Annotated in this window: 24 protein-coding genes and 1 tRNA gene; 14 read left to right on the top strand and 11 right to left on the bottom strand. The window is 48.8% G+C overall.

What is annotated here, in order from left to right:
* Nucleotides 1-45 precede the first annotated feature (45 nt).
* Complete coding sequence (locus ACX93W_RS15285; RefSeq protein ID WP_459393241.1) at nt 46-921, top strand: ATP-binding cassette domain-containing protein; 876 nt, start codon at nt 46-48, stop codon at nt 919-921.
* Nucleotides 918-1,625 (top strand): hypothetical protein, encoded by a 708-nt coding sequence (locus ACX93W_RS15280; protein ID WP_459393240.1) that lies wholly within the window; start codon nt 918-920, stop codon nt 1,623-1,625. Before ACX93W_RS15285 ends, ACX93W_RS15280 begins: the two co-directional genes overlap by 4 nt.
* 265 nt (nt 1,626-1,890) lie before the next feature.
* On the opposite strand, the gene ACX93W_RS15275 is transcribed toward ACX93W_RS15280, so the two are convergent.
* Nucleotides 1,891-2,793, bottom strand: a complete 903-nt coding sequence (locus tag ACX93W_RS15275; RefSeq protein ID WP_459393239.1) for a LysR family transcriptional regulator — start codon at nt 2,791-2,793, stop codon at nt 1,891-1,893.
* Nucleotides 2,794-2,918: 125 nt separating this feature from the next.
* Between ACX93W_RS15275 and aroA the strand changes: the two genes are divergently transcribed.
* The 7 genes from aroA to ACX93W_RS15240 all read left to right on the top strand — a co-directional run bounded on the left by aroA (nt 2,919) and on the right by ACX93W_RS15240 (nt 9,900).
* Nucleotides 2,919-4,292, top strand: coding sequence for a 3-phosphoshikimate 1-carboxyvinyltransferase (gene aroA / locus ACX93W_RS15270; RefSeq protein WP_459393238.1), 1,374 nt, complete (start codon nt 2,919-2,921; stop codon nt 4,290-4,292).
* Between the two features lie 2 nt (nt 4,293-4,294).
* The gene (gene aroC, locus ACX93W_RS15265; protein ID WP_459393237.1) at nt 4,295-5,350 is read left to right on the top strand and encodes a chorismate synthase; all 1,056 of its coding nucleotides are present in this window, start codon (nt 4,295-4,297) and stop codon (nt 5,348-5,350) included.
* Nucleotides 5,351-6,719: 1,369 nt separating this feature from the next.
* Nucleotides 6,720-7,910 (top strand): GNAT family N-acetyltransferase, encoded by a 1,191-nt coding sequence (locus ACX93W_RS15260; protein ID WP_459393236.1) that lies wholly within the window; start codon nt 6,720-6,722, stop codon nt 7,908-7,910.
* 23 nt (nt 7,911-7,933) lie between these two features.
* Complete coding sequence (locus ACX93W_RS15255; RefSeq protein WP_459393235.1) at nt 7,934-8,242, top strand: YaeH family protein; 309 nt, start codon at nt 7,934-7,936, stop codon at nt 8,240-8,242.
* 49 nt (nt 8,243-8,291) lie between these two features.
* Entirely contained in the window at nt 8,292-8,945 is a 654-nt protein-coding gene (locus tag ACX93W_RS15250; RefSeq protein ID WP_459393234.1) for a hypothetical protein, read from the top strand.
* A gap of 34 nt (nt 8,946-8,979) precedes the next feature.
* Complete coding sequence (locus ACX93W_RS15245; RefSeq protein ID WP_459393233.1) at nt 8,980-9,528, top strand: hypothetical protein; 549 nt, start codon at nt 8,980-8,982, stop codon at nt 9,526-9,528.
* A gap of 51 nt (nt 9,529-9,579) precedes the next feature.
* Nucleotides 9,580-9,900, top strand: coding sequence for a cupin domain-containing protein (locus tag ACX93W_RS15240; protein WP_459393232.1), 321 nt, complete (start codon nt 9,580-9,582; stop codon nt 9,898-9,900).
* Between the two features lie 118 nt (nt 9,901-10,018).
* Here ACX93W_RS15240 and ACX93W_RS15235 read toward each other — a convergent pair whose 3' ends face one another.
* The 3 genes from ACX93W_RS15235 to ACX93W_RS15225 are packed head-to-tail and all read right to left on the bottom strand — an operon-like array spanning nt 10,019 to nt 11,528.
* Complete coding sequence (locus ACX93W_RS15235; RefSeq protein ID WP_459393231.1) at nt 10,019-10,780, bottom strand: class I SAM-dependent methyltransferase; 762 nt, start codon at nt 10,778-10,780, stop codon at nt 10,019-10,021.
* A 20-nt stretch (nt 10,781-10,800) separates the two neighbouring features.
* The gene (locus tag ACX93W_RS15230) at nt 10,801-11,151 is read right to left on the bottom strand and encodes a cupin domain-containing protein (protein WP_459393230.1); all 351 of its coding nucleotides are present in this window, start codon (nt 11,149-11,151) and stop codon (nt 10,801-10,803) included.
* Between the two features lie 59 nt (nt 11,152-11,210).
* The gene (locus tag ACX93W_RS15225) at nt 11,211-11,528 is read right to left on the bottom strand and encodes a cupin domain-containing protein (protein WP_459393229.1); all 318 of its coding nucleotides are present in this window, start codon (nt 11,526-11,528) and stop codon (nt 11,211-11,213) included.
* 100 nt (nt 11,529-11,628) lie between these two features.
* Between ACX93W_RS15225 and ACX93W_RS15220 the strand changes: the two genes are divergently transcribed.
* Complete coding sequence (locus ACX93W_RS15220) at nt 11,629-12,330, top strand: Crp/Fnr family transcriptional regulator (RefSeq protein WP_459393228.1); 702 nt, start codon at nt 11,629-11,631, stop codon at nt 12,328-12,330.
* Here the strand turns inward: ACX93W_RS15220 and ACX93W_RS15215 are convergent.
* Complete coding sequence (locus tag ACX93W_RS15215; RefSeq protein ID WP_459393227.1) at nt 12,262-12,816, bottom strand: hypothetical protein; 555 nt, start codon at nt 12,814-12,816, stop codon at nt 12,262-12,264. The genes ACX93W_RS15220 and ACX93W_RS15215 overlap by 69 nt on opposite strands.
* 257 nt (nt 12,817-13,073) lie before the next feature.
* On the opposite strand from ACX93W_RS15215, the gene ACX93W_RS15210 reads away from it, so the two are divergent.
* Complete coding sequence (locus ACX93W_RS15210; RefSeq protein WP_459393226.1) at nt 13,074-14,042, top strand: radical SAM protein; 969 nt, start codon at nt 13,074-13,076, stop codon at nt 14,040-14,042.
* A 73-nt stretch (nt 14,043-14,115) separates the two neighbouring features.
* Here ACX93W_RS15210 and nrdG read toward each other — a convergent pair whose 3' ends face one another.
* Together nrdG and ACX93W_RS15200 are read right to left on the bottom strand one after the other, a co-directional pair.
* The gene (gene nrdG, locus ACX93W_RS15205; protein ID WP_459393225.1) at nt 14,116-14,628 is read right to left on the bottom strand and encodes an anaerobic ribonucleoside-triphosphate reductase activating protein; all 513 of its coding nucleotides are present in this window, start codon (nt 14,626-14,628) and stop codon (nt 14,116-14,118) included.
* The gene (locus ACX93W_RS15200) at nt 14,625-16,583 is read right to left on the bottom strand and encodes an anaerobic ribonucleoside triphosphate reductase (RefSeq protein ID WP_459393224.1); all 1,959 of its coding nucleotides are present in this window, start codon (nt 16,581-16,583) and stop codon (nt 14,625-14,627) included. Before ACX93W_RS15200 ends, nrdG begins: the two co-directional genes overlap by 4 nt.
* Before the next feature lie 325 nt (nt 16,584-16,908).
* Between ACX93W_RS15200 and ACX93W_RS15195 the strand changes: the two genes are divergently transcribed.
* From ACX93W_RS15195 to ACX93W_RS15185, 3 genes are all read left to right on the top strand, one after another.
* On the top strand, nt 16,909-17,904 hold the full coding sequence (locus ACX93W_RS15195) for a cell wall hydrolase (protein WP_459393223.1): 996 nt from the start codon (nt 16,909-16,911) through the stop codon (nt 17,902-17,904).
* Nucleotides 17,905-18,051: 147 nt separating this feature from the next.
* The gene (locus ACX93W_RS15190) at nt 18,052-19,287 is read left to right on the top strand and encodes an MDR family MFS transporter (RefSeq protein ID WP_459393222.1); all 1,236 of its coding nucleotides are present in this window, start codon (nt 18,052-18,054) and stop codon (nt 19,285-19,287) included.
* A 267-nt stretch (nt 19,288-19,554) separates the two neighbouring features.
* Nucleotides 19,555-21,009, top strand: coding sequence for a DEAD/DEAH box helicase (locus ACX93W_RS15185; protein WP_459393221.1), 1,455 nt, complete (start codon nt 19,555-19,557; stop codon nt 21,007-21,009).
* A 240-nt stretch (nt 21,010-21,249) separates the two neighbouring features.
* Here ACX93W_RS15185 and ACX93W_RS15180 read toward each other — a convergent pair whose 3' ends face one another.
* From ACX93W_RS15180 to ACX93W_RS15165, 4 genes are all read right to left on the bottom strand, one after another.
* Nucleotides 21,250-21,780, bottom strand: a complete 531-nt coding sequence (locus ACX93W_RS15180; protein ID WP_459393220.1) for a superoxide dismutase family protein — start codon at nt 21,778-21,780, stop codon at nt 21,250-21,252.
* A gap of 455 nt (nt 21,781-22,235) precedes the next feature.
* Nucleotides 22,236-24,170 carry an AAA family ATPase gene (locus tag ACX93W_RS15175; protein WP_459393219.1) on the bottom strand — a complete coding sequence of 645 codons (1,935 nt, stop codon included), beginning with the start codon at nt 24,168-24,170 and terminating at the stop codon, nt 22,236-22,238.
* Nucleotides 24,171-24,658: 488 nt separating this feature from the next.
* A tRNA-Pro gene (locus tag ACX93W_RS15170) sits at nt 24,659-24,732 on the bottom strand.
* A gap of 125 nt (nt 24,733-24,857) precedes the next feature.
* Complete coding sequence (locus tag ACX93W_RS15165; RefSeq protein ID WP_459393218.1) at nt 24,858-25,967, bottom strand: substrate-binding domain-containing protein; 1,110 nt, start codon at nt 25,965-25,967, stop codon at nt 24,858-24,860.
* Nucleotides 25,968-26,002: the final 35 nt, after the last annotated feature.

Raw genomic sequence — 26,002 nt, 5'->3', positions numbered from 1 at the left:
TCCAGAACCATTCGCACTCTATAAAGAAAGATTGGAGCACGACTAATGTCCGACCTGTTGGTAGGCCTCAAAAACATACATAAGCGATATGGCGGATCTACGGTGTTATCGGAGGCAACTCTGGAGATTCGCAGGGGTGAATGTTTGCTGCTGAGGGGCGGCAACGGCCAAGGAAAAAGCACGCTGCTCAAGCTGCTCGCCGGATTGATCTCGCCAACCTCCGGTGAACGTATTGTTGCCGGACCGCCTCGGCCCGTGATTGGCTACGCACCGGACCGTTTGCCGGGACTTAATATGACTTCGGCGGAATATTTGCGGCATATGGGCCGCATCGCTGGCATGGAAGGCCATGCGCTTCAAACCCGGATTTCAGAGCTGCATGAGCGCTTCAAGCTGGATATGACTAACGCAACAAACATGCGTCATTACTCCAAAGGAATGCTGCAAAAAGTAAATATGATGCAGGCATCGCTGCGGGAGCCGGACCTGCTGCTGCTGGACGAGCCGTTCTCCGGCCTGGACAAGGAATCTGTGGAACATCTGCTGTCATCCTTGCATTCGGTTCAGATGAGGGGAACCGCAATTGTGGCGGCGGTGCACGGAAGCGTTCCTGTGGAGTCGCTCGTCTACCGGACAATTGTAGTTCGGAACGGGGAACTCTTCTCGAAATGGACTGAGGGTGATGAGGTTAAGGAAACAACGCAAAAAGGAATCCGCTATGAGGTGAAATGCAAGCTGGATGAGCACCAGGCGAGGCGTCTTGCGCTTTCTTATCCTTCGGTTAAGCTCGAGCTTGAAGGAGACGGAGGTTATTACGGTTTCATACCGGAATATGAATTAACGGGGTTTATAAAGGAGCTGGTGGAGAACAAAGGGGTTTTGCTTTTTGTTCAGCGGCTTGAAGGGGATGGGGAATCATGAAGGCGCTGCTTGCCTATCTGCATAAAAGCTTTATGACCTCTTACCGTTATGCGCCACCTATGTTTGTTTATCTGCTTGGCATTATTTTTGTCTATTCGGTCGTGCCTAACCCAGTGATGGGAAGTTATGCTTTTTCGGCTTCATTCTTATTTGTTGTGTCGATTGCGCTTGGTGCAGCCGTTATTGATCTGGAGAAGGCGAATCAGGAGCTTATTACTACCATGCATGCCGGAGGCTTAAGCAAGCTGAATGTAGCAAAGGTATTGTATAGCTGGTGCTTCTTGTTGCCGCTTGGCTGCTTTGCCGTAGCTTATCCCGCTTTGCTAAACAAATTCGACCGGGCTCCCACAATAGAAGAGCTGCTGATGGCAACGGGCTATCATGCCGCGGCCGCTTGGCTGGGGATATCCATTGCCTGCTGGTTTACGGTGAAGCTGTTCGCTTCAAGAGTGCAGTCCCTGATGCTGCTGGCCGCAGTTATCGCCTGCTCCCTCGGGGCGAAGGGACTTGAAAATGTGCTGCCGCAAGGCTGGAGCGCCGTGCTGCATGTACTTCCTCCGATACGGCATTCCATCTACGCCATGATAAACTACGACAGCGTGTCCTGGGCGGTGAAGCTTTGGGCAATGATCGGCTGTTTGCTGTACGGATTGGTTTCGGCGCTGTTGTTCACAGTATTAATGAATAAGCGCAAGCTGAACTGATGCAGATATATAGACGGCTATCCGAAAAGTAGTCTTTCACCACATCTACTTAAAAAAGCAAACGCCAAGAACGCTTATAATACAGCATTCCAGGTGTTTGCTTTTTGTTTGAATATGATCGAAAAGGACTCCAGAAGGCCCCTTATTCATATCCTTCTATAACCTATGACTCCTGATGTCCCTGCAACTCGGTTCCCTTAGCGTTTCATGTCCGGCTTGTATTGATGGAATCCATGGACATGTTCCAGTTGCCTGTTCACCGGGATCAGACCATGTTTTTCGAGCTTCCTTCAATCAGCAATCGGACAAAATCCTCCGCCGCCAGCGACAGCTTCAGATCGCGTCTAATGGCGAACCCGATGTTTCGCGGCGGAAGCGGCTCCGCCAGCTCCAGCTCCAGCAATTTGCCGGATTCAATTTCGGCTTCCACGAAGGAGCGGTTAATGAGAGCAATGCCGTAACCCAGCATGGCAAATTCGGCAAGCAGGTCGAGGCTTCCCAGCTCGATATCCGCTTCAACCTCAATGCCTTGCTCCGCAAACCACTGCTCCACAAAACGCCGCGTGCTGCTGCCTGCCGACAACAAGAGCAGCGGCAGCATGGCCAGTTCTTCTCTGCCGATCGGCCTTCCCTTGAGCGATGCGTATTTTTCAGCTCCGGCTACAAAGCAATAATCCTGAACGGCCAGCATTCTGACCTCCAGGGAGGGGTCTTCAAGCGGCAAATGCACGATGGCGCAATGAATTTCGCCGTCCAGAAGGCGCTCCGTCAGTTCAGGCGTCTTGCCGTGGGACAGGCGAATATGAATGCCGGGGTACTCCTTGTGAAAGACGTTTAGATAAGGCAGCAAATGATGTTTAATCAGATAGTCGCTTGCTCCGATTCGCACTTCTCCGCGCTGCAGCTTCTTCATCCCGTCGACATGGCGCTGTCCCGATTCCAAAATCGAAAAGGCCTGCTCCACATAATCCAGCAGAACAGCTCCTTCTTCCGTCAGTTCCACGCCTTTAGGCATCCGGTGAAAAAGCTTGACGTCCATCTCTTCCTCCAATTGTTTGATTGCGTGGCTGACCGATGGCTGCGTCAGATGCATATCCTTGGCGGCTTTGGTGAAATTGCCCTGCCGCGCCGTATGCAGAAAAATCCGGTACCACTCTAAATGAACCAATGTGCTCGCCTCCTTTTGGCATAGACAGTTTCTATTGATATCCGAAGATATATTGATTTAATTTATTTCACTCCCCCTATTATAATGAAGGCAACAAAAGGTTTCAACGGAAAGAGGGATTGCAAATGGAAAGCAATCATATTGAGAGGGATATGGAAAGCCGATCGCCGTGGTCGCTGCATGGGGATAAAAGCGTAATAATCCTAAAGCCTCCCGGGAGTAGGGGGGAGGCGGCATTAACGTTGTCCGGCAGCAAAAGCTTAACCAACCGCGCTTTGATCATTGCGGCATTGGCGGAGGGAACCTCCGTGATCGAGGGCATTTTGCGAAGCGATGATTCCTTCTGGTGCATCGATGCTCTGACACGGCTTGGCATCAAGCTGGAGATTGAAGGGAATACCGTTACGGTAGAGGGCGGCGGAGGCCTTTTTCCGATGGTAGCGGGTGAGCTTTATATGGGAGCGGCGGGCACCGTTGCCCGTTTTCTGCCGGGAGCTCTTGCGGTTCAACCCGCTGGTTCATGGAAAGTGACAGGGGGAGCTGCGCTGGCGCGAAGACCTCTTTCCCCGCTGCTGGATGCGTTGTCAGGTCTCGGCGCGGAGATAGAGGCTTTGAAGGAAGGCGGAAGCTTGCCATATGTGCTGAAGGCCCATGGTCTTCAAGGCGGCTCGGTCACTCTGCCGGGCGACACGTCGAGCCAGTTTATTAGCGGTCTGGCCATTGCGGCTCCATATGCGCGCGAACCACTGACGATTGCTATAAAAGACGAGGTAGTCCAGCAGCAATATGTAGAGATGACCCTGGATATGATGTCGGCTTTTGGCGTTGTTCCCCAGGTTACGAACGGCGGGCAAGCGTTGGTTATTCCCAACGGTGCATACAAGGGACGTTCCGTCGTGCTGGAGCCCGATATTTCCGCTTGCTGTTACTTCTGGGCAATAGCCGCGTTGACGGGCGGCAAGGTCAGAATCGAAGGCATTCATGCAGCGTCAACCCGCCAGCCGGATATTGAACTGCTGGGATTTCTTGAGCTGATGGGCTGCATCGTCAATGCTGGAGAAGATTTTGTGGAGGTTCAAGGACCGGATGTGCTGCGCGGGGGATTTCAAGCCAATATGAAAAGCTGCTCGGATCAAACCTTGACTCTTGCAGTGCTTTCGGTTTTCGCCGATGCTCCGGTCTCATTGATAGGCGCGGCCCATATCCGGCATCACGAATGCGACCGGATTTCCGCCATTTGCAAGGAGCTCGGCAAGTTGTCCATTACCGTGGAGGAGAAGCCGGACGGCTTGACGATTCACCCCGGAACTCCCGTTCCGGCTAAGCTGGACCCGCATGATGATCATCGCATGGCGATGGCTTTATCTTTGTTATCATCCAGGATCGACGGCATTTCCATTGCCAACCCCGGCTGCGTCTCCAAAACGTTGCCGGACTATTACGAACGGCTGCAGCAGCTTGGATTCGGCATTACTTTTGAGACATGGGGAGGCTGTTAAAAATGGCAGGAAGCACATTTGGCGAAGCATTCAGAATTTCAACGTTTGGTGAATCCCACGGAGAAGCGGTTGGCGTTATCGTCGATGGCGCAACTCCCGGGGTGGAGCTGGATGAGTCCTATATTCAAGTACAGATGGACCGGAGAAAACCGGGGCAATCCTCGGTAACGACTCCGCGCAAGGAATACGACAAGGTGAAAATTGTTTCCGGCATCTTTCAAGGGAAAACGACGGGAACGCCTCTGATGATTATTTTGTACAATCATGATATGAAGCCGGAGGCTTATCAGGATATTCATGAGGCGTTCCGGCCGGGCCATGCGGATTATTCCTACACGCAAAAATACGGAATCCGCGATTACCGGGGCAGCGGCCGTGCATCCGGCCGGGAAACGGCGGGCAGGGTAGCCGGCGGCGCTGTTGCCAGAAAGCTGTTGGAGCGACGGGGCGTTCAAGTGCTGGCGTATACTTCGGCTATTGGAGGTATCGCTTGCCAGACTTTTGATGAATCGGTTATCGAGAGCAATGCCGTTCGCGCTTGCGATCCCGAAGCGGCAACAAAAATGATCGAGCTGGTGGAAGAGCTGGGCAGACAAGGGGATAGCTGCGGCGGGATTGTAGAATGCCGGATACGCGGCGCCGCTGCCGGTCTTGGCGAGCCCGTTTTCGACAAACTGGACGCGGAGCTGGCCAAAGCGATGTTGTCCATCGGCGCGGTCAAAGGCATTGAATTTGGCGCGGGTTTCGAGGCAGCTTCCATGCGAGGAAGCCAGCACAATGATGCGATGGATGGAGAGGGCTTCCGCACCAACCATGCCGGAGGCATTGTTGGAGGCATTAGCACCGGCCAGGATATCGTGTTCCGGGTGGCGGTTAAGCCAACCTCTTCGATCTCGCTTCCGCAGCAAACGATCAACATTCATGGCGAAGAGCAGATGATCTCAACGGTCGGCCGCCATGACCCTTGCATTTGCCCTCGCATTGTTCCCGTTATCGAGGCCATGGCCTGCCTGGTGCTGGAGGATCAATACAAACGCCAAGCCGCGATGCTGGGTTAGCGTCATGCTGGGCTAGCGCGATGCAAGGCTAGAGTGATGGGCAAGAGGGCTGCGAGGCTAGAGCGGTGGAAGGCTAGAGGGATATTAGGCTAGAGCGGTGCAAGATGCAAAGCTAGATGGATGCAAGGCTAGAACGATATTAGGCTAGAGCGATGCAATGCTAGAACGATGCAATGCTAGAACGATGCAATGCTAGTGCGACACTAGGCTCTAGAAAGTCCAGCCTTGCATGACATAGCAAACTCAGTCGAATTTCCTCTCGGGCAATGAGATGGATGAAGCTGCGGTCATCACCCAACGGGGTGATGACGCAAATCAAAGCTAGGAACACCTTTTGATGGACTGGATATGCATATCAAAGCTAGGAACACCTTTTGGTGGACTGGAGATGCAAATCAAAGCTAGGAACACCTTTTGGTGGACTGGAGATGCAAATCAAAGCTAGGAACACCTTTTGATGGACTGGAGATGCGTATCAAAGCTAAGAACATCGTTTGATGGGGCTAACGTATGATGACGCATATCACATGAATGAAATGTCTTGCCGAAGCGTTGATGCGCTCTGGCGGGGCATTTTTTGTTATAAAAGCACAGCTCGAACTCGATACACAACTACGCTCTTGAATGTCAAAATGGCCATTAGCGACTTTGAGGCGGGAGGCAAATCGGCCCTGACTCTCTTGCGGTCATTTATGACCGTTAGGATGCCTTTTTTGGGAAAAGTCAATATCTAACGGACATTCGCGGCCGTTAGAGGCTATTTTCGCCTGATTTTCCCTATTTTTTTGGGCTAATGGACACTCATGACCGTTACGGAGGAGAATTTCGGTCAAATGAGGCTCTAACGGTCATAGATGACCACAAGACCGCAAGACCACAAGACCACAAGACCCCAAGACCCCAAGACCCCAAGACCCCAAGACCGCAAGACCGCAAGACCACAAGACCTCAAGGCCTCAAGACCACAAGATCTCAAGGCCTCAAGACCGCAAGACCACAAGACCTCAAGGCCTCAAGACCGCAAGACCGCAAGACCCCAAGACCCCAAGACCCCAAGACCCCAAGACCTCAAGACCTCAAGGCTACAAGGCTACCGCAAGTCATCCAAATTCTAACATCCTGGATAGGGGTTTCCTCATTTTGGGAAAATGTTATAATGGAAGTTGGTAAATTGGGTAGATAAATTGGGCTGATAATTTCGGTCAATGATTTGACTTAATCATTTGACTTAATCATTTGGCTTAATCATTTGATTTAATCATTTGACCTAATCATTTGGAAGGAGGAGATCGTTATTCCTAACCTCTTGCCCTCGGAAGAGCTGGTGAATGCTATAGAATTATCGGAAATACGCTATATGAGGGATCGTATGGCGGCGATTATGGACCGTCCGGGCAATCCGGAAGGGATCGAAATCGGGGAGTTTGGAGGGACGTTGTGCCTGTACAGCAGGACGATGCCTTGGGGACAATTTAATGCCGTTAAAGGGTTAAAAGGGAGCGACATCGGGTATCTGGACGATATTCTCTTGTTCTATAAAGAAAGGGATCGGAAACCCCAGCTGGAAATTGTGCCTTCAGGATTTGACCAGACATTGCATAAAGCGCTTGCGCAACGGGGGTTCTATTCATCAGGTGTCCATACATCCATGTATGTGGATCTCGCAGACTCGAGGCGGCCGGAAGATAAGAGTTACTGCGCTAAGACTGTAGAGACGAAAATGGATAGCAGATTGGCAGAAAAGGTGGACACAAAACGGGTAGACGGGAAGTTAGATAACAGATTGGCAGAAAAGGTGGACACAAAGCGGGTAGACGGGAAGTTAGATAACAGATTGGCAGAAAAGGTGGACACAAAGCGGGTAGACGGGAAGTTAGATAACAGATTGGCAGAAAAGGTGGACACCAAGCGTGCAGACGGGAAGTTAGATAACAGATTGGCAGAAAAGGTGGACACCAAGCGTGCAGACGAGAAGTTAGATAACAGATTGGCAGAGGGAAAGATGGATACTGAGCTGGTTGGCGAGAAGCTGGATAGCGGACTGGTGGACGAGAAGCCCAATACCAACCCGTTAGAAAAGAACCTGGACACCACACTGCGAGTGGAGAAGCCAGTTGCCAATCTGGCGGAGGAGTATTCCGGCTTCCATGTAGACATCTCCGAGCTGGAAGAGAATCAACTAGAACTGTACGCGACCATACATTGCAGGGGGACCGGCTTGTCGGATGACGGCATCCCTTACGTGCTTACTAACAATAGCGTTTTGTACAACCGTCCGGGGTGGTCGTTCTATCTGGCCAGCGTTGATGGTCAACCTGCGGCTGTTGGCGTTATGCATCGGCATGGCGACATCGCCTCCTTTACCTTCGCCGCAACGCTGCCGGAATATCGCAAGCTGGGTTTACATGGGCTTTTGCTGGAGCAACGGCTACGGGCTGCCCAAGAACAAGGCTGCAAGCTGGCTGTCGGGCAATGCGCTTTTTTGTCCCAGAGCCACCGGAACATGGAGCGGGCCGGTATGAAAATAGGTTATGTCAGAAGCACCTGGACTGAACAATAATTCGCGAGAGGTTCGGTGATTGAATGTTTGAGGGGATATTTTTTGCGATTCTCCTTGTCCTGATTTCGTTTTCGTTCATGGGCCCCTATGGCATTGTTGTAGTAGTTATTGTGATGTTTGGCATGAGTTACAGGACGTATAAAAATAATGCAGCGATTGCCGCGGATTTAAAGCACATTAAAGAAAAACTTGGTCTGCTGACGGAAGATGAACTGATGGAATTGGACCTGAAAAAAGGGATATTGGCGGAGAAAGACCCCATTGCGATGAGTAAAATCAATGCGGAAATCGAGCGGGAGCTTGAACGTAACGAAGAGGATGACAAGCGGTGAAGCAGTTGAATAAGCGGGAGCTTGAACGTAATGAAGAGGATGACAAGCGGTGAAGCAGTTGAACAAAAGGTACAAAGGATATCTCTATATCGGCGTCATAATCGCCTCCATGCTTCTATTGTCCAGTTACCACTTAGACGGATCATTCGGAGACAGCTTGTTTAGAGCTGTGGGCTTATCGCCTTGGACCGGTGACGAAAACACGGGTCTGCATATCCCTGTCATAATTGGCATACCGCTTTTGCTGGCAGGAATTATAAGCGCTGTTTCGGTCTATCGTGAACGTTACCCCAAAATAGGAAGTATTCTGGTTATCAGCTGTATTGTTTTTGCGCTTATTTTTGGCACGATAACGTCAAGTGTGATGTTTTTGGTCAAGCGAAACGCGGTGGATGCAACCTCTGTTGATATTGCAAACGGCAAATGCCAGTTTAGATCGGATGATGGCGAATTGTTGAAGCTGATATGCACGTTTACGGTCTACAACTATGGCAAGGTGGAGCAGATCGAGGTAACTCCCATCATTCCGGAAGAGATTCAGACAGACGGATTTCCCGCTTTTCATGCCAATCAACTGGATATTTCCAAACGTAAAAAAGCAACCTACACCACGCAATTCACAGTCACTCATAAAAACGATTCCCAATGGTCGGGGAGTTTAAACGAGGCTCAATTTGACGTGAAAGTGTTGAGAACGGGATAAATGGAGTGAAGAACGGGAGAAATGGAGTGAGCACATGAAAAAGAAACTGACGTTAGGCGCTTTGCTTATCGTCGTAATCATTGGTATAGCATGCGCAATTTATTGGTTTTTTCCACGAACTGTGGCGCTGAGCACCGAAGGTTTCAAATACAGGCTTGGCCAAGAAAACATGGAGTTTGGCGAGCCGCTTCAGGTTAATGTCAACGGAAAGATCTACCGGCGGTTGGGAGGCAATGTCAAATTTATGGGTGATATTCAGCTGAAGGGAGAGAATACCCCCGCTGAGCAAAATCATTGGCAAGTGGATCTGCTTATTCATGAAACAAACGGAAAAGAGCTGTATGTCAGGCAAGACGGAAAAATGTTCCCTGAAATGATTGGAACGATATTCATTAATCAAGATTTTAGCGAGATGACGATCACGGTTATGGAAAAGAATGAAGACGGTAACGGCGGAAAATGGTCGGGGGGCGACGGTTTGATGGTTTCGGCTCCTGCCACAAACAGGGAAGCGGCCTTGGCCGTATCCAATTCCATAATGAAGGGCTACCTGAAAAAAGGGGGAGCCTTTGAATTAGAGTGAGTCCAATGAAAGTGAACTAATTTAATTTTTGAAAAAGGGGCCATTGTCATCATGAACTTAGAAAAAATCAATGTGTTTGAGCGGACGAAAGATCTGAAGGAATATACCAATTTTGTTATAGGTGAAGTCAATGATCATGTTGTTCGTGCAGCTGTAATCGACGGAGAATTTCATTGGCACAAGCATGAGGATTGTGATGAACTATTTATGGTATTGGAAGGTGAGTTGTTTATTGACTTTGAGGATCGGACCGTGTCACTTAAGCCAGGCGACGTCTACACCGTTAAGGCGAATGTTATGCACCGTACGCGGTCAAACGGAAGAACCGTCAATCTTTGCTTTGAAAAAGCAGATAATGATATTAACGGGTAGTTCGTCCTGATGCGCATAAACTTCATGAGCACCCAAGGTATTGAGGCGGGAATAGCTTAGGCTAAAATGCGCCTCCCATATGGTATGATGTCCGACATGGGAGGCGCAGTTCGCGATGTTATGACGGTTTTTTGCTGCAAACAGCGATGTAATCCAGCTTGACGTCGGGATGATTGAAAAACGAAAACATCTTTTTGAACATCGCGCGGTTTTCCTTTTTGAGCCCGTTGCGAATAATGGTGATCGTTCCCCAGAGTCCCTCGTCGCGGATCATTCCGCGCGGGCTCATAAGAGTCATTTTGCCATGAGTAGTGGTTACGCTGGAGAAGCCTTGACTTGAAAAAGCCGACTTCCACCCATTCAGCGATAGGGGCGATACCTGTACATGAATCGTTTTGCGCAGCTGCTCAATCACTTGAACGTTTTCCTCTTTGACAATCATGACGTCATGAGTGAGCAGAATGCCGCCCGGCTTCAGCACACGGTAATATTCCGCAATGGCTTTGTCCTTCGCTTGGGCATTTAACATGGTTAACATGGCTTCGTTAAATACAACATCGAATGTCCCGTCTTCAAAAGGAAGCTTAAGCGCGTTGGCTTGTATAATCGTAATGCGGTCCTCCAGGCCATGAGCGCGTACATTTTCTCGGGCCTTCTCAAGCACTTTGGGATCCATGTCGACTGCGGTAATGGAGCATTTGAATTTCTGAGCCAGCTCCACAGAGGTGGTGCAGCGATTGCAGGCAACTTCCAACACTTTTGACGATGCATTCAGATTGGCTTGCCCGACCAGCCAGCTTGTTGCCGCAATGCCGCCGGGACGCAGCCGTTTTTTACCCAATCTTGCAAGGAACGTATGACCGACCTCTCGTTTCTCCATTACCGCCAGCTCCTTTGCTCTTATTTTTTGCCTTTTACAACGACCAGCAGCATTTTGAAGGCTTCTTCGTCGGCTTCCAGCGCGTGGGGAATATGAGCCGGCATGACGATGCTTTCTCCTGCAGCTACTCTGTAGCGGTTTTCGCCGATCGTAATGGTGGCCGCACCGTCCAGCACCTGTACCAAAGCGTCTCCAGGCGTTGTATGTTTGCGGATTTGCTGGCCTTGGCCAACAGCAAACAGCGTAATGCCGAGCTCCGGCAGCTGCACCAGCGTCATGCTGGATACCTGCTGATCTCCGTATGCAACTTGCTCCTTCAGCTCAATGACTTGCGACTGTACCAGCTTTTGAATAAATAAATCTTGTCCCATTATGAATCCCTCCGTTAAATTAGAGATGAACGAGTACCCACTTCATCAACAGAAATCCGTTAGACGGATATCATTGAAGTGGCGGATACTACGCTGATCTGCACGTATTTGCAGTTTTCGACGCCTTGAAGCTCATGCTCATGGTAGGCTGGTATAATCCAGGCCTCGCCTTTGCCGAGAGTGACCGCGGACTTTGCTCCGACGATACGCAGCGTTCCTTCCAGCACATAGAACCATCTCGTCGCTTCGGCGCGTTCCGGGCTGATGGTTTCATCTTTATCCATTGCAAAAATAAAACCGTCGGACAAGCCGCCTTCCCAAAGCAGCCTGCTGCTGATCTGACCGGGCTGATGTTTAATTAGCTCGTTAAAATTCATTACGGGTTCCTCCTTGTTGAAAAAAATTCTCAACTGTTATAATCATATCAGAAGGCCGTTGCAAATTCCGTTGCCGTTGCAACGAAAGAAGGGGATTTGGATGGAAAATTGGATGGAGCTGTTTCAACAGACCGCGCTGTTTCAAGGGTTTAGCGAGGATGAGATTGCGAGCGCCTTGCTTTGCCTGGAGGGAACCGTGCAGCGCTACCGAAAAAAAGGCATTATTTTTCACGAGGATGATCCGCTAAGGTCGGTTGGCATCGTATTATCCGGAACCGTTTATTTGTGCAAAAGCGATGAGGATGGCGGGCAGGCTATTTTTTCGGAAATGTCGGCTGGAGATATCGTGGGGGAAACCGCGCTTCAAAGCGAACGGGATCAAGGGGGCGACGGCGTGTCGTATAGCGCGCATGCTGCCGAAGATAGCGAAATCCTGTTTATTCAAATGGACAAAATAGTCCGGCCGATGGGCGAAATTTGCGCGCTGCGCTCGAAGGTTATTGAAAACCTGTTGACGCTGATCGTTTCCAATAACCGCGTGTTGTACCGCAAGCTTGACCTGGTCGCGCAAAAATCGCTTCGCCAGCGCATTCTTCATTATTTGGAGCTGGAGGCAAAACGCAATGCGTCAAGGTCGTTTGCCATTCCGTTCAGCCGGGCCGACTTTGCGGATTATTTGATGGCGGATCGCAGCGCGTTGTCGCGGGAGCTATGCCGGATGGCGGATGAAGGGTTAATCCGCTTTAATCGAAACCGTTTTGAACTGCTGGAGGGCGTAGACGCGCTGAACGCCAGGCAATAGCGTAACCATCTGGATCAGAAGGCCCAGCAGCATATAGATGGCATGAATGGCGTAAACGTCTTGCATAAAGTAGACTTGCGTCGAAATCCAGATAATCAGCGCAAACCCGGTATATAACGAAAACGTCCAGGACCAGTGGCGGTCCTTGAATAGATTGAGGTGTTCCCCGAGCCGCCAGCTCCAGCGGGTAATAAGGGAGCTCGCGATCAGAAGGGGTCCGACGCCCAGTGCCAGCAACAGGATGATTCCCGGAATCAGATAACTGCTGAAGGGAGAATGCTGAATCAGCGACAAGGGCATGCTTAACAAGCCGCCATCCGGGTCGAGTATCAGCGCAACTCCGCCTACAATAGCACCTGTGCCGAGAAATAATTGCAAGGCAATGAGCGGCCAGGATTTTGGCAGATTGGCTGCTGTTCTTGGCGATTGCGCCGGGGATAAATGCCGTTTCTTTTGTGGAACGGTTGCTTTTTGACTCTTTGCCATACAACATTCCTCCTGCAAGGGGAGGGCGTCTGCCGCCCATTTTATGGGCATCTTACCATAAAGTTTGCTTGCCTCAAATGAACAAAGTCACAGTTTTGTTTAAGCGTTTGTTCCGGGTCCCTTCTAGAGGGCTGCCGTGAACAGGCGTTTTTTTGTTCAAAGAGATATGGCTCACTGCAAATAACAAGCCGCTGGGCTATAATCAGCAACGGCAATTGTTGCCCTAGGGCAAGGAAAGAATGGCATGGAATGAATGAATGCCGGCAGGAGGAATAGCATTGAGTCAGTACAAATCGTTAGAGTTGGAAAGGCCGGATTTATATCGGCTGGAAGGATTGGAGATTGGCGTTACATCGAGCTGCAATTTCCGCTGCAATTATTGCTGCGCCTATCAGCGCAATGACGGGCAAAAACTGGAGGCGGCGGAAATCATCAGAATTTTGGAGGAGCTGCCGGGACTGAAGCGGGTTCGCTTGTCGGGCGGAGAGGTGACGATGCAATATGAAGATACCTTGGCCGTTGTGGAATATTGTGGTTCCAGGGGCATACAAACTCAGCTGAATACAAACGGGAGTTTGCTTAATACGAAACGAATTGGCGAACTGGAGAAAGCGGGCTTAAACGCGATCCATATTTCATTCAATTATTTGACGGCAGAGTCGTTTGCTGCCTATTATCAGCTTCCGCTCCGTTTCTATGACCGCATTCAGGATAATATCCGCGCTTGCTCGGAAACGGGATTTCATACCGTGCTGGAAACGCTGTTGTTCAAAGGCACGATGCACAGCCTGAATGACATTCATGACCGTGTCTATGAGCTGGGCGCACGGATTCATGAAATCCAGAACAGTATCAAAATGCCCCATACCGGCTGGCAAGGCATTCTGAATGAGGATGAGCTAAAGGAGGCCGTGCACGGGCTGATCGCCCATCGCAGAGAGGGTATGAGCCTGTTTTTCACCTGCATTGACCGTTTCGCGGACCGGCTGGATTTCCAGGAGCAGCCGCATGTTCATTTGACGCATTGCATCGAGGGTAAAACCCAGCTTCATTTGCACGGCAATGGGGATATCATTATTTCGGAGCTTTGCCATCCCGTTGTGATCGGCAACATCTATAAGGATCTGTCCCTGCAAACGGTCTATCAAAATATGCCCAAACCGCTTTCCGATTTTCTGAACAAGCTGCCTTGTCCCGCTTACGATGCTCTTTGCCCATCATCGTAATGCGCGACATGCAGCGCAAAACAAAGAGCGCAACCCTCTTTTCCTGGACAGAAAAGAGGTTGCGCTCTTTTGATTAAGCCGAAATAAACTCCGCCGCTAAAACGGCTTTCTTTTGGGATAAGCTTGTTTTAACATCAAGAATACGCTGGTTGGAGGAACCGCGATAAAGAAGCGTCAGATCCTTCTGCTCCTCCATAAATCGTCCATCGATGATTACGTCGCATAATTGCAGCAGCCCTAACATCTCATCTTTGTCCTGCAGCTGTTCGAAGGTAAAGCCGGTATAGGACCAAACATCGAAATGGGGAAAGCGGCTGCGGATTTCCGCTACGAACGGTGCCAGCTCTTCCGCCGAAAAGAAGGGATCTCCGCCGCATAACGTCACGCCTTGCAGCAGAGGATTGTTTCCCATATCCTCCAGCAGCTCGGCCTGCTTGTCCAAGTCAAGCGGAACGCCTGCCCTGAAGCTCCAGGTATGCGGACTAAAGCAGCCGGGGCATGCATGACTGCAGCCGCTTATAAAAAGCACCGCCCGGACGCCGGGGCCTTCATTAATGCTTTCAGGATAATAGCCAACAAGGTTCATAGATGTTTGACGCGATCCTTGACCTCGGCCACTTTGGCCAAGTTAAAGCGAGTTTGGTAATCGCCGGTCAAATAACCGGTAACGCGGCGCAAACGGCGGAAAGCGTGACGTTCCTCGCTGGCGTTGCAGTTGGGGCAGACGGAGCCGATGATGCCCTCGTAGCCGCATACCGGGCAGCGGTCGATCGGATGGTTGACGCTGAAATAGCTTACATCGTTCGCCAGCGCATATTGGACGATTCTCAGGAAAGCCAGCTGATTGTTGCGGGCGTTGCCGTCCAGCTCGATATAGGAAATCGCGCCTGCGTTGCAAGGCTCGTGGAATGGCGCTTCCAGCTGTATTTTTTTGGCAGCCTTCACATGATGATAAACCGGCACGTGATAAGAGTTTGTGTAATAGTCGCGGTCGGTTACGCCTTTAATAACACCGTAAGTCTGACGGTCGATCTTGGTGAACTTGCCGCTCAGTCCTTCGGCCGGGGTGGCGAACAACGTAATGTTTAAGTTATGCTCCTCTGCCTTGGCATCGCAGTAGCTTCTCATAAAACGAACCATGGCCAGCGCGCGCTCATGCACCTCGGCATCTTCGGCATGATGCTTGCCGTACATAGCCTTCATGCATTCCGCTATGCCGATAAAACCGATCGACAAGCTGCCGTGCTTCAGCAAATCCGCTACGCTGTCGGTTGCCGCAAGCTTCTCTCCGCCTTCCCATACGCCTTCGCGCATCATAAAGTCGGAGGCTTTGGCCTGTTGAACCGCCTGGATGTTGTAGCGATGGATAAGGCCCGTCATAGCGATGTCCAGGCATTTCTCCAGCGCGGTATAAAAGCCGGCTTCGTCAGCGACCTGGCGTTTGCCCAGAATAATGCCGTTTTCGATGCCCAGCTTGACCAAATTAATGGTATTAAAGGACAGGTTTCCTTTTCCGGACAGACGATTGCGCCCGAAACGGTCCCCGACAACCCGCGTTCTGCAGCCCATTGTTGCAAACTCCGTGTCAGGATCCTCCGGATTGTAATACGCCAGATTGATTGGCGCGTCGATGTTGGCAAAGTTGGGATAAAGCCGTTTGGAGGAACATTCGATGCTCTTCAGGAACAATTCGTAGTTGGGATCCTCCGGCGCTTGGTTAACGCCTTTTTTGCATTTGAAAATTTGAATCGGGAATACCGGCGTTTCGCCGTTGCCAAGACCCTTGATCGTGGCATTGAGCAAAGCATCTATGACTAGGCGTCCTTCCTCGGAAGTGCAGGTGCCGTAATTGATGCTGGTAAAAGGAATTTGGCCGCCCGCGCGGGAGGACATTGTATTCAGGTTGTGGATAAGAGCTTCAGCAGCCTGGTTTGTCTCCTCGATCGTTTGCGTGCGGGCATGCTGATAGGATTGCGGGCACGTGTCCTGAAGCCCCTTGTTGGAGAATGCCAGCTGATCATCGCTCAGGTAAGGCGCGTTTTCCTGCAAAACAACCAGCGCTTTGCGGAAATGCTTGCGGAACGACTTGTTTATGTAGGGAGCCAGATCCCAATCCAGCTTGTTTGCGGATACGCCGCCGTATTGGGCGTTTTGCTGGGATTGGAAGATGATTGCGACCAGCGCCATGGCCGTTGTGATGGAATTGGGCGGACGCACGCTTCCGTTTCCGGTATTGAAACCTCTCTCCAGCAATTTGCCGAACGGGATAAAAATACAGTTGGTTGTGCCCAGCACATATTGATCCAGATCGTGGACATACACATAGTTGCTGTCAACGGCTTCCACCAGCGCTTTGGGCATAATGACGTTTTTGGCATACCATTTCGAAAACTCGCTGCCCAATTTGCTCATTTTTCCGGAAAAACTTTCGCCGTTCAAGTTGGCATTTTCGCGGGCATGATCTTCGTCGTGCACGTCGATAATGCTTTCCGCCAGCCGAACCAAGGCGGCTTCTTGCAGGGTTGACTCTTCTATGGACACGTTCAGCACCTCTTTTTATGTTGAATTGACTAATCAATATATTGATCGTTTACTAGCATAATACCCGAAAACGGTCTAGGTCTAGTATTTGGTTATATTATTCATAAAATTATTCTCTATCTCGTTCACGGCTTGGAAATGTAATTGTCACACAATTTACACTTGCGCCCCGGGAGTCCGCACAGCTCCGCCAAATCATTCAAGTTCACGCAATTATGTGAAATTGTTAATCTTTCCAATCAAAGAGCTGTGATATAATGTGACGGAAGATGGCCCTTAGCACCAGAGGAATTTATTTCAATGCCTTGAAGTTCGGGAGGGAATTATGTTTACGATTGATAAATGGAACAAAACAATGGCGGGTTTGCTCGTCGTTGCACTGTTGCTGGCGATTTTTCCGTTATCCGCCGCCGCGCAGTCGCAGAATGGAAATATTGATAAGGAAATAGAGGTTACGCTGGACGGCGAACCCGTTAAGCTGTCCGACCCGGCGCGCAAGCTGGATGAGCGCGTTTATCTCCCGGTGTCGCTTGTGGCAAAAGCATTCGGAGCCAAGGTGAATTGGGATAAAAAAACGGAAGAAGCAACGATACATACCTCATACGGGGATAAAATTGTGTTAGGCAATGGCGTGCCAGTCGTCTACTTCAACGAGGGGCGCTATCTGTTGGATACTCCACCCTTCCTGGTGGACGGAAAGCTGTATATTCCGCTGCGCCATGCCGCGGAGCTGATGCATGCCGAAGTGGAATGGAACGGCGAGGAGCAGACCGTAGAGCTGACGACGGTTCAAACGGCGACGGTTACCGCCGATTACGGATTGAATGAAATTAGCAAGGAAATTGGCGCCAAGAAAGCGGTGCTTCTATCGCGCAACGGGCTGGAGGATGCCAAAGGCGTTAAGGAAGGCATGAAGCTGAAGGTTGTAGTTCCGTCGATCCTCAGTCATCCGGCAAAGCCTTTTACGGAAGAGGATTATATGCTGCTGGCCAAAATTACGCAGGTAGAGTCGGGTTATGAATCCTACGAGGGGCAGCTTGGCGTTGCAAACGTTATTTTGAACCGCGTGAAGGATTCGCGTTTTCCCGGTTCGATTCACGATGTCATTTATTCCGGCAAGCAATTCCCGCCTGCCCACAACGGAATGCTGGACAAAAGCGAGCCCAACGCCAGCGTGCTTCGCGCAGCCAAGGATGCTCTCAATGGGAAAAACAATGTGGAAGACGCCGTCTACTTCTTTAATCCCAAGGTTTCCAAGGGCGCATTTTGGTCCAAGCTGAAGGTGATTGTAACGATTGGACATCATAGCTTTGCCAAATAAATAGCGATTAAGCCATCTTAACCATACTGCAAGCTTCAGGTTGTTTTTAATCTGGAGCTTTTATTTTTGGGTGTAAAATTAATCATTCCTCCTTTCCCCCGGGTGTTGTATAATCAGAGAATTACTGTCAACGGAGGAAGGGACATCATGAGAAAATATTTGGCGTCGTTTAAAGAACATCACCCCATAGTCAATATGTTGTTGATCGGGACCGTATTTGCCCGCACGGCAAGCTCCATGAGCCTCCCGTTTCTGGCGATCTACCTGTTGGCAACAACAAATATGAGTCCGGTTACGATTGGCGCCATTATCGGAATTGGTTCGCTGGCCGGTATGGCCGGCGGTTTTGTTGGCGGCTTTTTGTCCGACCGTTTCGGACGCAGAGTCGTTATGCTTTCATCGTTATATGTGTGGGCGATCGTGTTTCTGGGATTCAGCTTAACCAAAAATCCGCTTGTGTTTGCGCTACTGAATGCAACAAACGGGTTATGCCGCTCATTTTTTGAGCCGGTGTCGCAGGCATTGATGGCGGATCTGACAGAGCGGGAAAAACGCCTGCATATTTTTTCGCTCCGTTATTTAGCGATTAATATCGGCGTTGCGGTCGGCCCCCTGCTGGGCACATTGTTTGCGGCGGTCAACGGCAGCTTGCCTTGGATGATAACGGGTTTCTTCTATCTGGTTTACGCGACTACGCTTCACGTATTGCTGATCAAATTCGGCATTCGCAGCATTGAAGGCGAGAAGAAAGAGCATGTAACCATTTCGCAATCCTGGCAGGTTATTGCCAGAGACAGAGCTTTTCGCTTTTTCATCCTGGGAGGAATCGTCAGCGGTATCGGCTACGCCCAGATGACCTCTACGCTGTCGCAATATGTGGAGGGCCAGTTTGCAACAGGGGCCACGTTGTTTGCTTGGCTGATGACCGCCAATGCCGTTGTCGTAGTGGCGTTTCAGATGCCATTGTCCAAGTGGGCGGGCAAATATTCGCCGTTGACCGCAATCGCGGTTGGCAGCGTCTGTTATGCTTTGGGGCATTTGGGCTTTGCCTTCAGCCAGAGCTGGACGATGTTTATCGTGTCCATGGTCTTCTTTACCTGGGGCGAGGTGCTGACTTTCCCGGCGGGAGCTATCATGGTTGACCGTTTGGCGCCGGATCATATGCGCGGGACCTACTTTGGGGCGCAGTCTTTTACCAGTCTTGGATTTTTTCTTGGGCCGCTTCTCGGCGGATTTTTGCTGCAAAAATTCGGAGGCTCCACATTGTTTGTTACCGTCGCTATCATTACGCTAATCTCCGTTTTGTTCTATCGGATTGGCATGCAGGGCGGAACAGCCCAAATCCAGAAACAGGCGGGACAAGCCGGCGGAAAAGCAACTTAGCCTGTTTAGGCTGCTAAGTAAAAACGTTGTAATGTGAGAGCGCAGGCCGCATGTCGGTTGTCTGCGTTCTTTTTTTGCGCAGAAGGATGTCGAACCGCTAACTGGCGTTTTGTCCATTCATGACTGAGGCTGCAGTGGAGGCAGATTGCGGGGGGCGGAAGGTTGGAAGCAACGGGGTTGGCGTCATCTCAAGCGCTTCCCTAATGCCTGCAAATGTGGTATCCTTACGAGTCAACATAAAACAATGAACAAGTTATAGGAGATATTATGAACTTCCAAGAGTTAAAGCTTATGCCGGAGCTGTTAAAGGCATTAGATCAAGAACAATACACAACGCCGACACCGATTCAGGAAAAGGCGATTCCCGTTATATTGGATGGTAAAGATTTATTCGGCTGCGCTCAGACCGGAACTGGCAAAACAGCGGCGTTTTCTCTGCCCATTCTCCAACTGCTGTATAAGGGTGGACAGGGCCAAGAGAGAGGCAAGCGCAATATCCGCGCTCTGATTTTGACGCCAACCCGTGAACTGGCGCTTCAGATTGATGAAAATATAAAGGCTTACGCCCGCCATACGCGTCTGCGCAGCGTTGCGATTGTGGGAGGCGTATCCCAATTCGGACAGGAACGTGCTTTGGAGAGAGGCGCGGATATTCTGATCGCAACGCCGGGACGACTATCGGATTTGATTAACCAAAAAATTGTTGATTTGCGCCATGTGCAAATTCTGGTGCTGGACGAAGCCGACCGGATGCTGGACATGGGCTTTATCCACGAAGTGAAACGGATTATTTCGGGTATGCCGAGAGAAAAACAAACCTTGTTTTTCTCCGCTACCATGCCGCCGGAAATTGCGGGCTGGATGGAGTCGCTTCTGCGGGATCCCGTCAAGGTGGAGATAACGCCGGTATCCTCGACGGTTGAAGTGATTTCCCAGAGTCTTTATTTTGTCGACAAATCCAACAAGCAGGTCTTGCTCCAGCATCTGCTGGAGGTACAGGACATTACGTCGGCGCTTGTTTTTACCCGCACCAAACACGGGGCGGACCGGGTAGCCAAAGGCTTGAACCGTATCGGCGTTACCGCTCAGGCCATTCACGGCAACAAATCTCAGAACGCAAGGCAAAACGCGTTATCCAACTTTAAAAACGGCGCAACCCGTATTCTGGTTGCCACGGACATTGCCGCCAGGGGCATCGATATTGACGAGTTGTCTTACGTCATTAACTTTAATCTGCCGAATATTCCGGAAACCTACGTTCACCGGATCGGACGAACCGGACGGGCAGGGCATAGCGGTACGGCAATTTCCTTCTGCGAAGCGGAGGAGCTTCCTTACCTGAAGGATATTCAAAAGGTAACGAAGAAGCAGATCCCCGTTGTAGAGGATCATCCTTATCCGATGATGGAAGGCAGCGCGCCTGTTGCATCTGAGTCAGAGACGCAACGCGGAGGCGCGGGGCACAATCGCGGCGGAGCAAGGGGAGCAAAGCCGGCAGGCCAGCGTAACCGGAGCTCAAACCGTCCGCAGCAGCATGCAAAATCAAACGGCGGCGGCTCGCAGGAACGCCAAGCTGGCAATGGGCGAGCAGGCGCTCCTCACCCGCAGCGCGCACACCAGCGCAGCAATGGCGGCAGCGGCCAAGCGCAGCGTGCCGGAAGCAGCCGTGGCGGCGCATCCCAACAGCAGCGCAATGCTCGGAGCAATAGCGGACAGGCCTAAGGAGGCAGAGACCCGCGAAGCGTTGCAACGTCAAGGCTTGGCAAGTTGGAAGCATTCAAAACGCAGCGATACGCTGTGGGCAGCAGACCTGGCTGGACGGTAGCATTTTATTGCTAAGTCTCCACGTTGCTGCAAGCGGCAGAGACTTGAAGCTAAACGCGTCACATACAGACAATTAACATGCAACAGCCCTTCAACTGCCAATCCGGCAATTGAAGGGCTGTTATTGTTTTGGGCGCGCTACTTGATTATTCCGCAAGCGATTCTGCCGCCGGAATTGCCGGACGGGTCCGTCATGTAATCATCGGCTTTTTCGTGGATGATGAGTGAAGTCCCGCCTGTTTTGCGCAAGGAATTAGGGTGGCCGGGTTGAAGTGTGACGGTAGCCGTCACAATATCGGCGGTCACTTTGCCGTCTGCCGAGACGGTAATGTTAGGCAGGTCGCCGCCATGGAACCCTTTTGGATTATGAAAGCCGTGCTGCTTGCCAAGGGGATTAAAATGCGCCCCTGCGCTTTCAAATTTGGGCGGATCGCATTTCCCGTTTTCATGAATGTGGATCGCGTGTTCGCCCGGCGGCAACCCAGAAGCCTCCACATGGATGGCTACTTTGTCGCCTTCTTGCGTTAACAGTGCCTTGCCAATCGTTTTTCCTTCGGCATTTACGATGGTCACTTCGGCGGGTGGACTATTTTCAAGCGCGGAAGCCGGAGCCGCAACTGTCATTAATGCGCTCAACATTATGGCCAGCGCCGATGCCAGCTTTTTCATCAGGATACCCTCCATTCATTATACGAGGCACTTGCCTCATTTTGGCGATATATGGGATAGGGTGCGCAGAAATGCGAGAAATATTTAAGCTACTCCAAAAAGGATCTTCCACATTGAAGTTTTTAAATCTTTTGGACAAGATGTAAACATCTTTAGTATTAGGAAAAAGTGGGATGGAGCTGGTACAGACCGATTAAGATATTCTTCAGATAATTCAGTCTGGAAACGAGGAGGCGCTCGAAATGCTAATCCGACGCTGTTACAGATATGAATCGCTATATGGTTGAGTTGGGTATCGTAGGGCTTAAGAGTTGTAAAAATTGAGAAAAGGATTAAATAAAAGGTAGGGTACTTTATTATAATTTAAGTTTATAATGCTCAAATAATTAATTTCCGTCTGTCTGAGATATAAAAAAGAGAAACCCTTTTTAATAATAGATTTCTCTTCTTATTTCCTATACTACTTCTTTAGCGTGTTGATTTATAAAGGATAGCGGCAATATATTTACTAGCATGAGGTAATAATCTTCTTCTATATCTGATGGTCTAAGCGCATCGAATACTCTATTTTTTATTTCTTCAATAATTTCCTTTCGCAAATCACTGTTTCCTTCTACTTCCTTTAATTTTTCTTCTAGTAATAAGAGTTTGGTCTTAGGAACATTAAAAGACTCCTCTTTTATTTCGGGTAAATTGCTATATTCACTTTTTAATCCAGATATTGCACTAATGAAGCATTTTGGTTTAATAAAGTCTTCCACTGTAGTAACAGTAATTCCATCTACTAATTCATCATATCTTTTCCATAAGCCACTATAACGAAGTTTATTATAGTCATTTTGTCTTTCTCGTGCAGGTTTATCATTATCACTTACAACAAGATAATGTCTATTAGCTATTTCAAGTAAATTGGCTACATTCTTAATATCTTTAACACCTTTGGCATGACATAACCCGACTTCCTTTAGTTTTTTAACTTGTTTATACTTATCAGGAACCCTCGAAAGCGCAATTGTGAATATCTTTTTATCTTTCCAACCTTCGAAAATGATATTTTCATTTTTAAGTGTTTCAAAGACTGAATAACCAAGAGCATTGTATATCACTTCTTCATCTATAATATTGGATTCATTTACTTCTTTAACTATAGTACTTTCATCTGCTTTTTGTACAATTAAATGACGTGATATGTTTTTCTTGTCAATCATAAATATTGAATGTGTACTGTATACTATATAATTATGCTTAGATATTTTAATCAACTCTTCCCGCAAAAAGCTTTGCCCCGAAGGATGTAAAGCAAGGTCAGGCTCATCAAATATAAGTAAAGTGTTTTTTAAGTTATTACTTTCCACTTTTGCGGAGATGAAAAGGAGAAAACTAACAAATCTTTTGAAGCCGTCACTTCGTTGATTTAACTCATATCTATTAAATGCATCTTTAATACTCGCATCAATATGATTGCCGTTTGGGATTAACTCAAATTGGATGCTGTCATACTCTTTCCAAACTCTTCTAAAATGGTCAGTAGTTATTGTTGCCACCCGTTCAAACAAATTTCTTAATCCATGCTTGCTTTTATTACGAGATTCTTCAATTACTTGAGAAATATTATTAATTCCTGCAAGTTCAAACATTGATTTTAATGGCAAACAATACTCAATATTTGATGTAAAAAGACTAAGATCAATATTTGAAGGTAAAAGGTACTTATCATCATATTGCCAGTATACAGCAGTTGGTCTATTCTCCGCTGCATAACTTGTTACCGTATTAGAGATACATTGAATTACATATTTCGAGGTGACATCTTCTAACTGATCAGAAGGTATATCTGGAAAAGTTTCAATATCAATTAATTGGAAATTATTCAAGGGGACTAATGCTCCATCAATTTGAATGGTGGATGTTGAATTTAATATAGGTTTTTTTAAATTGCTAGGGACTTCATCATAAATTGTGTTTATTTTCCAATAAGTGTCATTTCTTTTTCCGTTAGGGATAAAAACCCTATAAAGTGTTTCCTTAAAGTGTTTATTAATAATATCAGCGATATTAAATGATTCTTTTCCTTTCTTTAGAATTATTAAATCGAAGGCGGTAGTTAATATCTTGTTTATTTGTAGTTCATATATTTTGTTTTGATCTTCAGAGTCCATTGAGAATATAAATCTAACATTACCTTCTGTAACCACATTTTCAGAAGGTAAGCCTTCTCTTAAATCACTTTTTTCAACATCTTTTTGAGGATCTAGTAGGGACAATGCTTTAAGGATATTTGATTTACCAACTTCATTTTTACCTACTAATACTCGGCATTTACTTTCAAAGGAAATTATCTGATTTTTGATGGAACGGTAGTTGTCAATAGAGACTCTGTCAAGTTTCATATATCATTTCCTTTCTTTTTCCCGCAATACAAAAAATTAGTATAGTTCAATAATACTACTAATTTTACTTTGTTGGGAACAATAAAATCTGAAAATTGAGACTTGAAGGAAATCAAATTTCAGATATGTTAAATAGTAATGTGTTTGGCATAAGAGATAAAAGCATTTGCCTGATATAGTTTTCATGGAATACTTTAATTTTAGTGTTTCACGAGCATAATTTATCTTCTTAGTTGGTTTTAACTTTTCGTCAATATAGCTGCTTTCTGCCAAGTAATTAAAGAATGACTTTAGTACCCGTAACTTTGAGTTTTTTCCCTATCCTCCAAGAAATCTTTAATGGAAAATTTAATGAACAAGAAAAGACCACTCCCCAAATGTATCAATACATTTGGGAAGTGGTCTAAACGGGTTACAAGTGTCTTGCGATAATTATAACCTTAGTGACCCCCACGATAGCCTACGAAAGCCACTAAGATTGCCTATGATCGGAGTAACACGATTCGAACGTGCGACCTCACCCACCCCAAGGGTGCGCGCTACCAGGCTGCGCCATACCCCGATAAGCCGGACATAAAGTCCGATAGCCATTATTATAATAGCCTCCGTAATAATTGTAAAGTATGGAAGGCGGCTTTATCTATGTTTCTGATGTCCGCTTACAAAATGCCGTTAGCTGAGCCGGAATCAGCTCTCCAGCCAGACGGTGCCCGTGGAAGACAGGTCGTAGCCGGACAATGCCTGAAGCTCTTTTTTAAAGGCTTCCGACGATAAAATGTCCAAGACAGCCTGAATGCGGGGCAGGTTGTCGGGCCGTTTGACCATGACAAGATCATATCGTTCCTGTACAAGAGGAATATACCGGATGCCATCGATGCCGGATGCCGCTTTTTCCGTTCCAATGCCTACATCGGCTTCGCCCAATGAAACTTGGGCGGCGACGGAGAGATGATTGGTGAAGATACTGTCATAACCAACAATCTGATCGGCCAGGATGCCAAGCGTCCTCGCTTTTTCATCCAGCAGGACGCGCGCGCCGGAGCCTCGTTCGCGATTGGCCAAGCGGAGGCCAGGCTGCATCAGATCTTGCCAGGTTTTAATCCCTTTGGGATTGTTGCGCGCCACATATAAACCGGAGCTTCGTGTCATTACATTGACCACCAGATAACGAAACCCGGTTAGGAGCTTGCGTACGTAAGGCAGATTATATTCACCGGTATCTCCATCCAGCAAATGAACGCTTGCCGCGTCGGATTCTCCCTTATATAGAGAAATCAGGCCATCCATGCTGCCGGACTGGGAGCGAAGGGGGCGCAGACCGGGCAAGCGATGTTCCAAATGGCGAGCCAAAATATCCAGGCTTGTATCCTGTCCCGACAGCACAAAAGATCGCTGAGGCGCTTTGGTTCTGCCGCCTTCATGTTCATCCGGGAAATGTTGTTCATCAAAAGAGCCCTGGAACGATGTCTTATCCAATTGAAGGCGTCGGTTGGGAAAACCACCGCTAATACTTTCTCCATATGGGGTCTCGTTGTAAGGCACTTCACCGGTAACGGTGCTTCTTATCCTGTAGCCTTCGCTTGCCGCAGCGTTTGATTCACGAGAGGCAGCGGCCGAAGGCCCGCCTTTTTTGCCCTGCCGCTTGTACGCTTCCAGATCGCTGGCATCCACTCTCATTTGCTTTCCGACGCGATAGGAGGGCAGCTCCCCTTTTTTGATAAGCTCATAAACCTTTAACTTGGATATTTTGAGCAGCCCGGCGATTTCGCTGGCTGTGTAAGACTCTTCGTGAGACATGGTCTCATCCTCCAAACGCCGTAAGGTACTTTTGT

It is taken from the genome of Paenibacillus sp. CAU 1782 (assembly GCF_054551715.1).
This window is presented reverse-complemented; position numbering and strand designations above follow the sequence as displayed.

Bases quoted from the DNA above. Each gene is read 5' to 3' on its own strand.
- ACX93W_RS15285 (WP_459393241.1), top strand. From the start codon at position 46: ATGTCCGACCTGTTGGTAGGCCTCAAAAACATACATAAGCGATATGGC.
- ACX93W_RS15280 (WP_459393240.1), top strand. From the start codon at position 918: ATGAAGGCGCTGCTTGCCTATCTGCATAAAAGCTTTATGACCTCTTAC.
- aroA (WP_459393238.1), top strand. From the start codon at position 2,919: ATGGAAAGCAATCATATTGAGAGGGATATGGAAAGCCGATCGCCGTGG.
- aroC (WP_459393237.1), top strand. From the start codon at position 4,295: ATGGCAGGAAGCACATTTGGCGAAGCATTCAGAATTTCAACGTTTGGT.
- ACX93W_RS15260 (WP_459393236.1), top strand. From the start codon at position 6,720: ATGGCGGCGATTATGGACCGTCCGGGCAATCCGGAAGGGATCGAAATC.
- ACX93W_RS15255 (WP_459393235.1), top strand. From the start codon at position 7,934: ATGTTTGAGGGGATATTTTTTGCGATTCTCCTTGTCCTGATTTCGTTT.
- ACX93W_RS15245 (WP_459393233.1), top strand. From the start codon at position 8,980: ATGAAAAAGAAACTGACGTTAGGCGCTTTGCTTATCGTCGTAATCATT.
- ACX93W_RS15240 (WP_459393232.1), top strand. From the start codon at position 9,580: ATGAACTTAGAAAAAATCAATGTGTTTGAGCGGACGAAAGATCTGAAG.
- ACX93W_RS15235 (WP_459393231.1), bottom strand. From the start codon at position 10,780: ATGGAGAAACGAGAGGTCGGTCATACGTTCCTTGCAAGATTGGGTAAA.
- ACX93W_RS15230 (WP_459393230.1), bottom strand. From the start codon at position 11,151: ATGGGACAAGATTTATTTATTCAAAAGCTGGTACAGTCGCAAGTCATT.
- ACX93W_RS15225 (WP_459393229.1), bottom strand. From the start codon at position 11,528: ATGAATTTTAACGAGCTAATTAAACATCAGCCCGGTCAGATCAGCAGC.
- ACX93W_RS15220 (WP_459393228.1), top strand. From the start codon at position 11,629: ATGGAAAATTGGATGGAGCTGTTTCAACAGACCGCGCTGTTTCAAGGG.
- ACX93W_RS15215 (WP_459393227.1), bottom strand. From the start codon at position 12,816: ATGGCAAAGAGTCAAAAAGCAACCGTTCCACAAAAGAAACGGCATTTA.
- ACX93W_RS15210 (WP_459393226.1), top strand. From the start codon at position 13,074: ATGCCGGCAGGAGGAATAGCATTGAGTCAGTACAAATCGTTAGAGTTG.
- nrdG (WP_459393225.1), bottom strand. From the start codon at position 14,628: ATGAACCTTGTTGGCTATTATCCTGAAAGCATTAATGAAGGCCCCGGC.
- ACX93W_RS15195 (WP_459393223.1), top strand. From the start codon at position 16,909: ATGTTTACGATTGATAAATGGAACAAAACAATGGCGGGTTTGCTCGTC.
- ACX93W_RS15190 (WP_459393222.1), top strand. From the start codon at position 18,052: ATGAGAAAATATTTGGCGTCGTTTAAAGAACATCACCCCATAGTCAAT.
- ACX93W_RS15185 (WP_459393221.1), top strand. From the start codon at position 19,555: ATGAACTTCCAAGAGTTAAAGCTTATGCCGGAGCTGTTAAAGGCATTA.
- ACX93W_RS15180 (WP_459393220.1), bottom strand. From the start codon at position 21,780: ATGAAAAAGCTGGCATCGGCGCTGGCCATAATGTTGAGCGCATTAATG.
- ACX93W_RS15175 (WP_459393219.1), bottom strand. From the start codon at position 24,170: ATGAAACTTGACAGAGTCTCTATTGACAACTACCGTTCCATCAAAAAT.
- ACX93W_RS15165 (WP_459393218.1), bottom strand. From the start codon at position 25,967: ATGTCTCACGAAGAGTCTTACACAGCCAGCGAAATCGCCGGGCTGCTC.